The 13377-nt window shown below is 72.6% G+C and carries 13 protein-coding genes, 1 pseudogene and 1 riboswitch; of the genes and pseudogenes, 9 read left to right on the forward strand and 5 right to left on the reverse strand.

Going from position 1 to position 13377, the window contains the following annotated elements; genetic code table 11:
• The 5 genes and pseudogenes from GTW40_RS00075 to GTW40_RS00095 form a co-directional block, all read left to right on the forward strand.
• Window positions 1-262 (forward strand): annotated as a pseudogene (locus GTW40_RS00075) (histidine kinase); the annotation flags it as partial.
• On the forward strand, window positions 252-689 hold the full coding sequence (locus GTW40_RS00080; RefSeq protein ID WP_237525250.1) for a roadblock/LC7 domain-containing protein: 438 nt from the start codon (window positions 252-254) through the stop codon (window positions 687-689). The pseudogene GTW40_RS00075 and the gene GTW40_RS00080, both read left to right, overlap by 11 nt.
• A gap of 7 nt (window positions 690-696) precedes the next feature.
• Window positions 697-1278 (forward strand): DUF742 domain-containing protein, encoded by a 582-nt coding sequence (locus GTW40_RS33655; RefSeq protein WP_343245579.1) that lies wholly within the window; start codon window positions 697-699, stop codon window positions 1276-1278.
• 163 nt (window positions 1279-1441) lie between these two features.
• The gene (locus tag GTW40_RS00090) at window positions 1442-2242 is read left to right on the forward strand and encodes a carbon-nitrogen hydrolase family protein (protein WP_161178073.1); all 801 of its coding nucleotides are present in this window, start codon (window positions 1442-1444) and stop codon (window positions 2240-2242) included.
• Window positions 2243-2318: 76 nt separating this feature from the next.
• Window positions 2319-4016 (forward strand): NAD(P)/FAD-dependent oxidoreductase, encoded by a 1698-nt coding sequence (locus GTW40_RS00095; RefSeq protein ID WP_161178074.1) that lies wholly within the window; start codon window positions 2319-2321, stop codon window positions 4014-4016.
• A 36-nt stretch (window positions 4017-4052) separates the two neighbouring features.
• Here the strand turns inward: GTW40_RS00095 and GTW40_RS00100 are convergent, their stop codons facing one another.
• The 4 genes from GTW40_RS00100 to GTW40_RS00115 all read right to left on the reverse strand — a co-directional run bounded on the left by GTW40_RS00100 (window position 4053) and on the right by GTW40_RS00115 (window position 8642).
• The gene (locus GTW40_RS00100; protein WP_161178075.1) at window positions 4053-4982 is read right to left on the reverse strand and encodes a TIGR03619 family F420-dependent LLM class oxidoreductase; all 930 of its coding nucleotides are present in this window, start codon (window positions 4980-4982) and stop codon (window positions 4053-4055) included.
• A 110-nt stretch (window positions 4983-5092) separates the two neighbouring features.
• Window positions 5093-5779 carry a DUF5995 family protein gene (locus GTW40_RS00105; protein ID WP_161178076.1) on the reverse strand — a complete coding sequence of 229 codons (687 nt, stop codon included), beginning with the start codon at window positions 5777-5779 and terminating at the stop codon, window positions 5093-5095.
• A gap of 128 nt (window positions 5780-5907) precedes the next feature.
• A complete protein-coding gene (locus GTW40_RS00110; protein WP_161178077.1) occupies window positions 5908-7302 on the reverse strand; it encodes a solute carrier family 23 protein in 1395 nt (464 codons plus the stop codon).
• 122 nt (window positions 7303-7424) lie between these two features.
• Window positions 7425-8642 carry an MFS transporter gene (locus GTW40_RS00115; RefSeq protein WP_161178078.1) on the reverse strand — a complete coding sequence of 406 codons (1218 nt, stop codon included), beginning with the start codon at window positions 8640-8642 and terminating at the stop codon, window positions 7425-7427.
• A gap of 119 nt (window positions 8643-8761) precedes the next feature.
• On the opposite strand from GTW40_RS00115, the gene GTW40_RS00120 reads away from it, so the two are divergent.
• Complete coding sequence (locus GTW40_RS00120) at window positions 8762-10048, forward strand: ROK family transcriptional regulator (RefSeq protein WP_161178079.1); 1287 nt, start codon at window positions 8762-8764, stop codon at window positions 10046-10048.
• Window positions 10049-10066: 18 nt separating this feature from the next.
• On the opposite strand, the gene GTW40_RS00125 is transcribed toward GTW40_RS00120, so the two are convergent.
• Window positions 10067-10807, reverse strand: coding sequence for an NAD(P)H-binding protein (locus GTW40_RS00125; RefSeq protein WP_161178080.1), 741 nt, complete (start codon window positions 10805-10807; stop codon window positions 10067-10069).
• A 321-nt stretch (window positions 10808-11128) separates the two neighbouring features.
• Window positions 11129-11259: riboswitch (FMN riboswitch) on the forward strand.
• Between the two features lie 154 nt (window positions 11260-11413).
• Here GTW40_RS00125 and GTW40_RS00130 point away from each other — a divergent pair.
• The 3 genes from GTW40_RS00130 to ribB all read left to right on the forward strand — a co-directional run.
• Window positions 11414-12019 (forward strand): riboflavin synthase, encoded by a 606-nt coding sequence (locus tag GTW40_RS00130; protein WP_161178081.1) that lies wholly within the window; start codon window positions 11414-11416, stop codon window positions 12017-12019.
• Window positions 12016-12654, forward strand: coding sequence for a nicotinamide mononucleotide transporter family protein (locus tag GTW40_RS00135; RefSeq protein WP_161178082.1), 639 nt, complete (start codon window positions 12016-12018; stop codon window positions 12652-12654). The genes GTW40_RS00130 and GTW40_RS00135 overlap by 4 nt, the downstream gene beginning before the upstream one ends.
• Window positions 12651-13377: 3,4-dihydroxy-2-butanone-4-phosphate synthase (gene ribB / locus GTW40_RS00140; RefSeq protein ID WP_237525251.1), on the forward strand; the 727-nt coding region annotated here is incomplete at its 3' end. The genes GTW40_RS00135 and ribB, both read left to right, overlap by 4 nt.

Here is a 13377-nt window from a genome sequence, read left to right on the forward strand (position 1 = left end):
CGCGCTCCCCACCCGCGTCCGCCAGGCGTCCCTCGCCCGCGAGCTGCGCGACGAGCCGCCGCCGGAGACACCGGAGGTCGCCGCCGACCCCGAGGAGATGCGCGCGATCTTCGGCGCCTTCCAGCGCGGCCGGGACCTGGGCCGCCAGGGCTCCGCGACACCCGCGGAGCCCGGTGCCCCGGCCCCCGGCCCGCGCCCCGTACCCCCCGACCACGCGAGCACTCACGTCGACGAAGGGATGGACACCGACGATGTACGGTGACGACCGGAACGCCCAGAGCCCGCTGGTGCCCGAGGGAGTGCCCGGGACGGATCTCGGCTGGCTGCTCGACGACCTCGTGGCGCGCACCGACCATGTGCGCCAGGCCGTGCTGCTCACCGCCGACGGACTGGCGCTGAGCTGCTCGGAGGGGATGCGGCGGCGGGACATCGAGCACCTGGCCGCCGTCTGCTCCGGCTTACACGGGCTGGCCCGCTCGGCGGGGGAGCGGTTCGGCACCGGGCGGATCCGGCAGACCATGGTCATGCTGGAGGACGCCTACCTCTTCATCACCCCGGCCGGTCACGGCAGCCGCCTCGCCGTCCTCAGCGAGGCCCGCAGCGACGTCGGACAGCTCGGCCACGAGATGGCCCTGCTGGTGCGCCGACTCGGCCGCCACCTGGACGCCGCGACCCGCTCGGCCTCCTGACCCGGCGGTGAACAACGGGGACCGGTGCGACGAGCGCTGGGACGGGCAAGGGGAAGGGCACCCGTACGACCCGTACGAGGGATACGGGTACCGGCGGTACGGGCACGCGGCGGGGGCGTACGACGAGGAGGCGTACGAGGAGCACGGGCCCGAGGAGCCGACGGACGACGACCAGGCATACGACGACCAGCCGGACGAGGAGCAAGGACCCGACGAGCGCTGGTACGAGGACGAGACCGGCGCGATGGTGCGCCCGTACACCGTGACCCGGGGCCGCACCCGGCCCTCGGGGCGGCACGCCGTGGACCTGATGTCCCGGGTCACGGCGCTGGACCCGGAGACGGCACCCGTGCCCGGTGTCGAGCACGCGGGGGCGGCCCTGCTCGACCTGATCCGGCGCGGGCCGCGCCCGCTGGTCGAGCTGGCCGTCGACGCCGACCTGCCCCTGACCGTCGTCCGCGTCCTGCTCGGCGATCTCGCCGAGGCGGGCCTGATCCGCATCGACGCGCCCCGCCGTCTGCCGGTCACCGGCCCGGCCGCCGACCCCGACCTGCTGCGGGAGATCGTGCACCGGCTGCGGCAGATCTGAGGCTCCGGCGCCGGGCCGCGCAACGAATCGCCGTATCCGCGCCCGCGCACGCAACGAACCGCGCACCCGCGCGCAACGGCTGCTTCTTGTGAGGCCGAGCGCGCCGACCGTACCGTCTATCTGACTTCCCAACCCCTCTTTTCACCTCAGGTGAGGACCACTCATGCGCACCGCCCTGCTCCAGAGCTCCGGCCGCCCCGGCTCCGTCGCCGAGAACCTCAAGGTCCTCGACGAGGCGGCGGGCCGTGCCGCGGCGGCGGGCGCCGGGCTGCTGGCCGCGCCGGAGATGTTCCTCACCGGGTACGCGATCGGCGACGACATCGCCCGCCTCGCGGAGCCCGCCGACGGCGCCTCGGCGCGAGCGGTCGCGGAGATCGCCGCCCACCACGGCGTCGCCGTCGCCTACGGCTACCCCGAGCGGGACGGCGAGGCGGTCTACAACTCGGCCCAGCTCGTCTCCGCCGAGGGGCGCTCCCTCGCCAACTACCGCAAGACCCACCTCTTCGGCTGCTTCGAGCGCGACCACTTCACCCCGGGCGAGCAGGCCGTCGTCCAGGCCGAGCTGAACGGTCTCACCGTCGGCCTGATGATCTGCTACGACGTGGAGTTCCCCGAGAACACCCGCGCCCACGCCCTCGCCGGGACCGACCTCCTGGTGGTGCCGACCGCGCAGATGCACCCGTACCAGTTCGTGCCCGAGTCGATGATCCCGGTGCGCGCCTTCGAGAGCCAGATGTACGTGGCGTACGTCAACCGGGTCGGCAAGGAAGGGGAGTTCGAGTTCGTCGGGCTCTCCACGCTGGCCGGACCCGACGGTGTCGCCCGCGCGCGGGCCGGGCGCGGCGCCGAGCAGCTGGTGTTCGCCGACACCGACCCCGCCTTCCTGGCCGCCTCCCGCGAGGCGAACCCGTATCTCGCGGACCGGCGCCCCGGTCTGTACGGGCCGCTGGTCGACCAGTCCTGAACCCGGCCCGGACCGGCCCGAGTTCACCCCCGTTCCTCCGCGTAACCAGTTCTTCCGTGCAAGGAGTCCGTACCCCATGACGTCCACGGTGCCCAACGCCGTCGAGCACGCCGGTGAGCAGCAGCCGCCGATCACCATGTTCGGCCCGGACTTCCCCTACGCCTACGACGACTTCCTCGCCCACCCGGCGGGGCTCGGCCAGATCCCGGCCACCGAGCACGGCACCGAGGTCGCCGTCATCGGCGGCGGACTGTCCGGCGTCATCGCCGCGTACGAGCTGATGAAGATGGGCCTCAAGCCCGTCGTCTACGAGGCCGACCAGCTCGGCGGACGGCTGCGCACGGTCGGCTTCGAGGGCTGCGACGAGTCGCTGACCGCCGAGATGGGCGCGATGCGCTTCCCGCCCTCCTCCACCGCCCTCCAGCACTACATCGACCTGGTCGGCCTGGAGACCACGCCCTTCCCCAACCCCCTTGCCGAGGCGACCCCTTCGACCGTCGTCGACCTCAAGGGCGAGTCGCACTACGCCGAGACCGCCGCCGACCTGCCCCAGGTCTACCGCGACGTCGCCGAGGCGTGGAACAAGTGCCTCGAAGAGGGCGCCGACTTCACCGACATGAACCGCGCCCTGCGCGAGCGGGACGTGCCGCGCATCCGCGAGATCTGGGCCCGGCTGGTCGAGAAGCTCGACAACCAGACCTTCTACGGCTTCCTCTGCGAGTCCGAGGCGTTCAAGTCCTTCCGGCACCGCGAGATCTTCGGCCAGGTCGGCTTCGGCACCGGCGGCTGGGACACCGACTTCCCCAACTCCATCCTGGAGATCCTGCGGGTCGTCTACACCGAGGCCGACGACCATCACCGGGGCATCGTCGGCGGCTCCCAGCAACTGCCGCTGCGCCTGTGGGAGCGCGAGCCGGAGAAGATCGTCCACTGGCCGTACGGCACCTCGCTGGCGTCCCTGCACGTGAACGGCGAGCCCCGCCCGGCCGTGACCCGGCTGCACCGCACCTCGGGCAACCGGATCACCGTCACCGACGCGAACGGCGACATCCGCACCTACCAGGCGGCCGTCTTCACCGCCCAGTCCTGGATGCTGCTGTCCAAGATCGCCTGCGACGACTCGCTCTTCCCGATCGACCACTGGACCGCGATCGAGCGCACCCACTACATGGAGTCCTCCAAGCTCTTCGTGCCCGTCGACCGGCCGTTCTGGCTGGACAAGGACGAGGAGACGGGCCGGGACGTCATGTCGATGACGCTCACCGACCGCATGACGCGCGGCACCTATCTGCTGGACGACGGCCCCGACAAGCCCGCCGTCATCTGCCTGTCGTACACCTGGTGCGACGACAGCCTGAAGTGGCTCCCGCTGTCCGCCAACGAGCGGATGGAGGTCATGCTGAAGTCGCTCGGCGAGATCTACCCGAAGGTCGACATCAGGAAGCACATCATCGGCAACCCGGTGACCGTCTCCTGGGAGAACGAGCCCTACTTCATGGGCGCGTTCAAGGCCAACCTGCCCGGTCACTACCGCTACCAGCGGCGCCTGTTCACCCACTTCATGCAGGACCGGCTGCCCGAGGACAAGCGCGGCATCTTCCTCGCCGGTGACGACATCTCCTGGACCGCCGGGTGGGCCGAGGGCGCCGTCCAGACCGCGCTGAACGCGGTCTGGGGCGTCATGCACCACTTCGGCGGCGAGACCGACCGGACCAACCCGGGCCCCGGCGACCTCTACGACGAGATCGCGCCCGTCGAGCTGCCGGAGGACTGAGCGGGAGCCCAGGCGGGCGGACGGGGCGGACGGGGCTCAGATCCCGGCCGCCCTCGCCTTCTCGTACACCTCCGCCGCCAGGTCCGTCAGCTCGGCCGCGTCCCGCGCGGACGTCTGCAATTCCACGAGTATGTCGTCGAGCCCGATACCGGCGTGCGCCACCAGGTCCTCCACGACCTGGTCGACGCTGCCCGTGAAGGCCGGCCGGTCCGCGTCGTCGTGGGGCTTGGTGCGCAGGGTGACGTTGGCGCGGAGGACCGTGCGCAGCGGCTTGGTGCGGCCCCGCTCCGCCGCGAGGTCCCGCAGCTCGCGCAGGTCGGCGGCGAGCTGACCGGCGCCGGTGGTCGTCGGCAGCCAGCCGTCGGCCCGGTCCACCACGCGGCGCAGCGCCCGCCGGGTCCGCGCCGCGAGCAGGATCGGGAGGGGGCGCGCGGGCTTCGGGCCCACCACGGCCGAGGGGATGTCGGAGATCTCTCCCCGGTGCACGACCGGATCCGGACCCCACACCGCCCGGCACACGTCGATGACCTCGTCCAGCACCTTGCCGCGCTCCGCGAAGGGCCGTATGCCCGAGGCCGCGTACTCGTCGAGGGACCAGCCGGTGCCGAAGCCCGCGAGTACCCGGCCCCGGCTCGCCGCGTCCAGCGTGGCCAGGGACTTGGCGAGCTGGAACGGCAGATGCAGCGGGGCGACCAGGACACTGGAGCCCAGCTCCACGCGCTCGGTGGCCGCCGCCGCGAGGGTGAGGGTGACCAGCGGGTCGGCCACGCCCCGGTAACTGTCGGGCCAGGGCAGCCCCTCTATGCCGTACAACCCCTGGGTCGCGGGCTCCGGGAACAGGGCCCGCTCGAAGACCCACACGCTCTCGTAGCCGATGCTCTCGGCCGCGCGTGCCACCTCGGGCACGTCCCTGCCGATGTCGTACTGGTGCGTCTGGGGAAGGCCGAGGCCCAGCCGGATCGTCATGCCGCCACTCCTTCGCGATCGGGTTCTGCTCGCACAACGCGCGGCATCCGTCCGGCTGTTCCGCATGTCCCTCGGACGAGTGACTTCAGGCCACGTCGGTCACCGGCGACTCAGTCGCCGAGCGGCGTCAGCAGCATCCGGCCCGCGAAGCCGACCGCCGCGTCCAGGCGCCCGGCGAACTCCTCGGCCACCTCGCCGCACCGGCGCAGCGCCCACAGAATCCGCGCCGCCGACCACGTGGCGTCCCGGGCGCGCTCCAGGCTCCAGGAACCCAGCAGATGCGTGAGCGGGTCGGCGATCTGGAGGAGGTCGGGACCCGGCATCAGGTCCTCGCGGATGCGCTCCTCCAGCGCGGTCAGCAGCTCGCCGACCCTGTCGAACTCGTCCTCCAGATCGGCCGGTTCGCAGTCGAGCGCGTGACAGGCGTCCACCACGGCGAGCGCCAGGTCGTGCCCGATGTGGGCGTTGATGCCGGCCAGCGCGAACTGCAGCGGACGTACGCCGGGATGGCGGCGGAGCTGGAACAGCGGGCGCCAGCAGGCGGGCGCCCCACGGTCCGCGTCGGCCGCGTCCACCGCCGTCAGATACCGTTCCGCGAACCGCACGTCCAGGGTGGCCGCCGCCCGCCGGTCCGGGAACTCCCCGGCGTCCAGGCGCCGGTCCACCTCCTCGGTGACGGCGAGATAGACCCGGTTGAAGACGGCGACACCGTCCCGCGCGGGAAGCTGTGCCGCGAGGGCGCGCATCCGGGACAGGACGGTGTCGACGGTGGAGACGGGGTATCGCGGCTGCGCCATGGGGGAAGGGTGGCAGCACCGGCCCGGACGGGAGGCCGTACGGACCGGTGCTTCGCCGGAACGGGCGAACGGTGCACGCCGCCGCGGCCAGGAACGGGCGGACGGCGCGGTCGGCGTGGGCGCCGCCGTCAGGACTTGCCGGGCTCCTGCGTCTCGTCGTCGTACGACGACGTGCCCTCGTCCAGCAGCGGCTCCTGCACCTTGAGGTGCGCGGGGGCGAAGGCGCGCAGCGCGTGGTAGCCGGTGATGACGACCAGGGTGCCGAGCGCGATGCCGCTCAGCGAGAAGGTGTCGGAGAACTTCATGGTGACGTTGCCGACGCCGATGATGATGCCCGCGGCCGCCGGGACCAGGTTCAGCGGGTTGCGCAGGTCCACCTTGCCGTGCAGCCAGATCTGCGCGCCGAGCAGGCCGATCATGCCGTACAGGATGACGGTGATGCCGCCGAGCACACCGCCCGGGATCGCGGCCACGACCGCGCCGAACTTCGGGCACACGCCGAAGAGCAGGGCGAAGCAGGCGGCGGCCCAGTAGGCGGCGGTGGAGTAGACGCGGGTCGCGGCCATCACGCCGATGTTCTCGGAGTAGGTGGTGTTCGGCGGGCCGCCCACGGCGGTCGAGAGCACGGAGGCGACACCGTCGGCCGAGATCGCCGTACCCAGCTTGTCGTCCAGGGAGGTGCCGGTCATCTCGCCGACCGCCTTGACGTGACCCGCGTTCTCGGCGACCAGGGCGATCACGACCGGCAGCGCGACCAGGATCGCGGACCACTGGAAGCTGGGGCCGTGGAAGTGGGGGAGTCCGATCCAGTCGGCCTTGGCGACGCCGGAGAGGTCGAGGCGCCAGTGGTCGGTGATCTTGCCGCTCGCGTCCGCCGAGTGGATCTTGCCGAAGACCAGGTCGAAGACCCAGGAGATGAGATAGCCGAAGACCAGGCCGAGGAAGATCGCGATGCGCGACCAGAAACCGCGCAGACAGACGACCGCCAGACCGGTGAACAGCATGACGAGCAGCGCCGTCCACTGGTCCTGTGGCCAGTAGACGGTCGCGGTGACCGGGGCGAGGTTGAAGCCGATCAGCATGACCACGGCGCCGGTGACGATCGGCGGCATCGCGGCGTGGATGATCCGCGCGCCGAACTTCTGCACCGCGAGTCCCACCAGGAACAGCACCGCGCCGACGACCAGGATCGCGCCGGTCACGGTCGCGCTGGTGCCGCCGTCCGCCCGGATCACGGCGGCCACGCCCACGAACGACAGCGAACAGCCCAGATAGCTCGGCACCCGCCCGCGCGTGGCGAGCAGGAAGATCACCGTCGCCACACCCGACATCATGATCGCCAGGTTGGGGTCCAGGCCCATGAGCACGGGGGCGACGAAGGAGGCTCCGAACATCGCCACGACGTGCTGGGCGCCGAGGCCCACCGTGCGGGGCCAGCTGAGCCGTTCGTCGGGGCGTACCACCGCTCCGGGTGCGGGTGACTTGCCGTCCCCGTGCAGCTTCCAGCGCACGCCGAGGTCCATGGTGGGGTTTCGCTTTCTCTGTACCGATGTGGGTCTGCACCATTGTCGGGGGTGAGGGGCGGTGCCCCTGCCCTTCCGACCAGGGGAGTTTCCCCGGAATGGCGGCCGGCCCGGTCAGTACGTCAGGCCGGTGGCCCCGGAACCACCGCCGCCTGCCGCGCGGCCTCCGTCGTGCCGCCGCGCCCGGCGGTGCGCAACACCCCCGCGAACAGGGCGAGTCCGAGGGCCAGGACGGTCACCACGGCGAACGACACGGTCAGGCTGGTGGCCTGGGCCACCCCGCCGATCAGGCTCGGCGCGACCAGCCCCGAGGTGTAGGTGATGGTGGCGACGCCCGCGATGGCCTGGCTCGGGTTCGGGCCCGCGTGTCCGGCCGCCGCGAAGCACAGCGGGACGACCACGGCGATGCCGAGACCCATGAGCGCGAAGCCGGTCATCGCCACGGCGGGCCGGTCCGCGACGACGACCAGCAGACCGCCGAGCCCCGCGAGGACCCCGCCCGCCCGTACGGTGCGCACCGGGCCGAAGCGGTCGACCACCGCGTCCCCGGCGATCCGGGCCACCGCCATGGTCAGCATGAACCCGGTCGTCGTGGCCGCCGCGAGTCCGGGCGAGCCGCCGAGCCGGTCCCGCAGGAACACCGCCGACCAGTCCAGGTTCGCCCCCTCGGCGAACACCGCGCAGAAGCCGACCGCGCCGATCAGCAGGGCCGAGCGGGGCGGCAGCGCGAACCTCGGCGGCGCCTCCTCCTCTTCGGTGGGCCGCAGATCCAGCACCCAGGTACAGACGACCAGGCCGAGCACGGTCAGTACGGCGGCGGCCAGTACATGGTGCAGCCGGGCGTCCGAGCCGAGGTGCGCGGCGAGGGTTCCCGCCGCCGAGCCGATCAGCGCGCCCGCGCTCCACATGCCGTGCAGACCGGACATGATCGACCGTCCGAGCCGCTGCTCGACCTCGACACCGAGGGCGTTCATGACCACGTCGGCCATGCCCGCGGCGGCGCCGTAGACGAACATCGCCAGGCAGAGCGTGAGCAGGTTCGGCGCCAGCGAGGGCAGCACCAGGGAGAGCGTCCAGAGGGTGAGCAGTCCGCGCAGTGCCGTACGGGTGCCGTAGCGGTGCGTGATCCGGCCCGCCAGCGGCATGGCGCAGGAGGCGCCGAGCGCGGTGAAGGCGAGCGAGAAGCCGAGCTGCCCCGCGCTCAGGTCCGCGTGGTCCTGGATCCAGGGCACGCGGGTGGCGAACGAGCCGGTCACCGCGCCGTGCACGGCGAACACGGCCGCGACGGCGAAGCGGGCGCGCCTCAGCGTCGCGGCCGGGAACTCCTTCTCGTCGCCCATGTCAGGTCCCCTCCCCAGGAGTCACCGGCAGTACGCCGCGAAAACTATCAGGGAGCCTGCCTGATAGATAGTGGACGTACGGCCACGAGCCGTCCCGCCCCTCTGGGAGGATTCCGGTCATGCCCGCATCACCGAGCACCGCCCGGCTCATCAACGACCGGCTCGCCCTCCGCCTCCTCCAGCAGGAGGGCTCCCTCACCGCGGGCCGCCTCAAGCAACTCACCGGCCTCTCCCGCCCGACGGTCGCCGACCTCCTCGAACGCCTCGCCGCCTCCGGTCTCATCACGGTCGTCGGCGAGTCCGGCGCCCAACGCCGGGGCCCCAACGCCCGCTTGTACGGCATCGTCGCCGACCGGGCCCATCTCGCCGCGCTGGACGTGCGCACGGGCGGTGTCCTCGTGCTGGTCTCCGACCTGGTCGGGCGCGTCCTGGCCGAGGTCTCCGTGCCGATCGACGGGGAGGCGGGGACCGGGGCGGCCGTGGAGCGTGCGGTGGGCGCGGTGCAGCGGGTGGCGACGGAGGCGTCCGGGGGAGCGGGGTGGGGGCGTCTGCACACCGTCGGGATCGGGGCGCCCGGACTGGTGGACCCGGCCACGGGCGAGCTGCGCGACTCCAGCGGACTGCCCGCGTGGCACCGGAGCCTGGTCGCCGCGCTCCAGGAGCGGCTGCCCGGGGCGCGGGTGACCGTCGAGAACGAGACCAACCTCGCCGCCGTGGCCGAGCAGCGCGAGGGTGCCGCCCGCGACCGGGACACCTTCGTCCTGCTCTGGCTCGGGCACGGAGTCGGCGCCGCCGTCGTCCTGGACGGCACCCTGCGCCGGGGCGCCTCCGGGGGCACGGGCGAGATCGGCTTCCTGCCGGTGCCGGGCACGGGCGGGCTGCCCTCCGCGACGGACTGCGAGGGCGGCTTCCACGCCCTGGTGGGCGCGGCGGCGATCGGCGCCCTGGCGGCGCGCGGTGGGCTGCCCGTGCCGGGGATCATGGACGGGCCGGGGGCGGCTCGGGTGGTGGCGGAGGCGGTGCAGGCGGTGGAGGCGTTGGCGGGTCCGGGTCCGGGTGCGGGTCCGGGTCCGGGTCCGGGTGCGGAGGCCGTGGCCGCCGCGGATGCCGTGCACGCGGGAGGTTTCCTGGACGCCCTCGCCGACCGCGTCGCCATAGGCGCGGCCTCCGTGGCCGCCCTGCTCGACCCCGGCTGTGTCGTGCTCGGAGGCGAGGTCGGGCAGGCCGGGGGAGCGGAGCTGGCCGGACGGGTGGCGGAGCGGCTGCGGCGGATGTCGCCGCTGGCCACCGAGGTGCGGGCGAGCGAACTCGGCGGCGGAGCCGTGCTGCGCGGGGCCCTGCTGACCGCGCGCGACCGGGCGCAGGACGAACTCTTCACCCCGCCGGGCCACCGGGACGCCTTCTAAGCCTCGGGCCCCCAGCCCTTACCGACCTCGCTCCGCCAGATACTCCTCGAACGTCACCTTCCCCACCGCCTCCTCCGGCGCCAGATGCCCACCCGCGCGGAACGCCCGGTACGTCCGCCCCGCCAGCGGCACCTCCGCCAGGAGCCGGCGGCGGCCGGTCGCGTGGAGATAGGCGCGGGCCAGGGAGCGCAGGGACCGCACCTCCGGGCCGCCCATGTCGGGCACCCGCCCCGCCGGTGCGGCCTGGGCCAACTCGGCCAGGCGGGATGCCACTTCGGTCACCTCCACCGGCTGGTCGGAGAGCCCGGCGGGGAGCAGGGCGAGGGGAGGGGCGGTGAGGGCCCGCAGTGCCGTGGCCACCAGGTCGTGGAACTGGGTCGTCCGCAGCACGGTCCAGCCGAGGCCCGAGTCCTCGATCCGCCGTTCCACCGCGAGCTTGACGCGGTAGTAACCGAGCGGCACCCGGTCCACGCCGACGATCGAGATGTAGACCAGGTGTGCCGTACCGGCGCGCCGTGCGGCGGCGATCAGGTGGTCCACCGCCTGTTCGTCCCCGCCCCGGGGGCTGCTCGCGCAGTGCACCACCGTGTCCACGCCCGTGAAGGCCGCGTCCAGGCCCGGACCGCCCGCGCGCAGATCGACGGCGTACGGCTCGGCGTGCCTGCTGAGCACCCGTACCGCGTGGCCGTCCTCCCGCAGCCGCCCCACCACGTGCCGCCCGAGCGTGCCGGTCCCGCCGGTCACCAGGATCGTGCTCATCCGTCCTCCACTTCCCCTGCGGGGCGCTTCACCCCTTCAAGGGTGGGACGGACGGGGCGGCGCGGATGTGACATGGAGGTCGTGGTGACCCGGCGGCGGGCAAGGGCCGTCGTCACCGCCGCCGGGTCCGTCCGCACCTTAAGAGGACTAGACCACTGTGGTCAATAGGTCCGGACCATGCTCAACACGACTGTAAGGAAAGGGGGTTGAGCAGCGCGTTGGCGAGTGGCGCGAGCCGGACCGCCGCCCTTGTGAGGCAGCCCACACCGCTCGCCCGCATGGGTGACAGTCGGGCATGGCACACTTGCCGTGTACCAGAAGCAGCGCACTCCGGGGTCGGTGAAATTCCGAACCGGCGGTTACAGTCCGCGACCCGGTCGCTTCCAGCGGCCGGTTGACCAGGTGAAATTCCTGGACCGACGGTTAAAGTCCGGATGGGAGGCAGTGCGCGGCGGGCGGGCATCACCGATGCGCGCCGCCGTATCAGGACCGTCCGCACGCGGACGTGTCCCCTCGGCGTCGCACCCGGTAGCGCCCCGTCCGTTCCTGCCGTCGTCATCGACGCGCCCCGGAGTCCGTGCCCCATGAGGCAGGAGGACCCGGGAAGTGTTCACCGGAATCGTCGAAGAGCTGGGTGAAGTCACCGCCGTCGAGAATCTCGACGACGCCTCCCGTTTCCGGCTCCGAGGTCCCGTCGTCACCGAAGGCGCGCGGCACGGCGACTCCATCGCCGTGAACGGAGTCTGTCTCACCGTCGTGGACCACGAGGGCGACGAGTTCACCGCCGATGTCATGGCCGAGACGCTGAAGCGCTCCAGCCTGGGCGTGCTCGCCGTCGGCTCCCGCGTCAACCTGGAGCGCCCCACCGCGGTCGGCGCCCGCCTCGGCGGCCACATCGTGCAGGGCCACGTCGACGGCACCGGCGAGGTGCTGGCCCGTACCCCCTCCGAGCACTGGGAGATCGTGAAGATCTCGCTGCCCGCCGACCTCTCCCGCTACGTCGTGGAGAAGGGCTCCATCACCGTGGACGGCATCAGCCTCACCGTGGTCGAGGCGGGCGCGGACTACTTCACCGTCAGCCTCATCCCGACCACCCTCGACCTGACCACGCTCGGCCACAAGCAGCCCGGCGACCCGGTCAACCTCGAGGTCGACGTCATCGCCAAGTACGTGGAGCGGCTGCTCGCGGCCGGGCAGGGGGACGGCCGGTGAACTCACTGAACTCCGAGGCGTTCACGCTGCTCGGCCAGCACATCCTCTGGTCCGACATGCTGGGCAACGTCTTCGGCCTGGCGGCCCTCGCCCTCGGCTGGCGCCGCTCCCTGTGGACCTGGCCGGTCCAGTTCGTCTCCGGCCTGATCCTCTTCGCCGCCTTCTACGGTCACTTGACCGGCAGCGCGGGCAAGCAGGCGGTCGTCATGGCCGTCGCGGTCTACGGCTTCTGGCAGTGGCAGCGGGGCAAGAACGCCACCGGCGGACACATCAGCCCCCGCTTCGCCACCTGGCGCGAGCGGGCCGCGATGATCGCCGGCGCGGCCATCGGCACGGTCGCCGTCGCCCTGCTCTTCACCGCCTACCCGTCCCTGTCCTGGGACCCCTGGCCGGACGCCTACATCTTCGTCGGCACCATCGTCGCCATGTACGCCCAGGCCAAGGGCATGACCGAGTTCTGGATCGCCTGGCTCCTGGTCGACGTGGTCGGCGTCCCCCTCAACTTCGCCAACGGCTACGCCTTCTCCGGCTTCGTCTACGTCATCTACGGCGCACTCGTCCTGTGGGGAATGCGCGACTGGTGGCTGCGCTCCCGCGAAGCGGCGCGGCCCGTCCTGGAAGGAGCCCCGGCATGACCTCGGCACCGCCCCTGCACCACCTCGACACCGACAGCGCCGAGGACTTCACGCTCGACCCGGTCGAGCGCGCCGTCGCCGACATCGCGGCCGGCCGCCCGATCGTCGTCGTGGACGACGAGGACCGGGAGAACGAGGGCGACCTCGTCATCGCCGCCGAGAAGATCACCCCCGAGATCGTCGCCTTCATGATGAGCGAGTGCCGGGGCCTGATCTGCGCGCCCATGGAGGGCGCCGAACTCGACCGGCTCCGGCTGCCGCAGATGGTCGAGGACAACACCGAGGCCCTGCGCACCGCCTTCACCGTCTCCGTGGACGCCTCCGCCGCGCACGGCGTGACCACCGGCATCTCCGCCGCCGACCGCGCCACCACGCTCCAGCTCCTTGCGAGCGGCACCGCCGAGCCCGCCGACCTGGTGCGCCCCGGTCACATCTTCCCGCTGCGCGCCCGCGAGGGCGGCGTCCTGGTCCGCGACGGCCACACCGAGGCCGCCGTCGACCTCGCCCGCCTCGCCGGACTGCGCCCGGCCGGTGCCATCGTGGAGATCGCGGGCGAGGACGGCCGGATGCTGCGGCTGCCCGAGCTGATCCCGTTCGCCCGCAAGCACGGCCTGACGATCATCTCCATCGCGGACCTGATCACGTACCGCCGCGCCCAGGAGACCCCGGCCGCGGTGCCCGTGCAGAACGCGACCGGCGCGACCGGCGCGACCGGCGCGACCG

This window comes from Streptomyces sp. SID4985, from assembly GCF_009863025.1.
Lineage (GTDB): Bacteria > Actinomycetota > Actinomycetes > Streptomycetales > Streptomycetaceae > Streptomyces.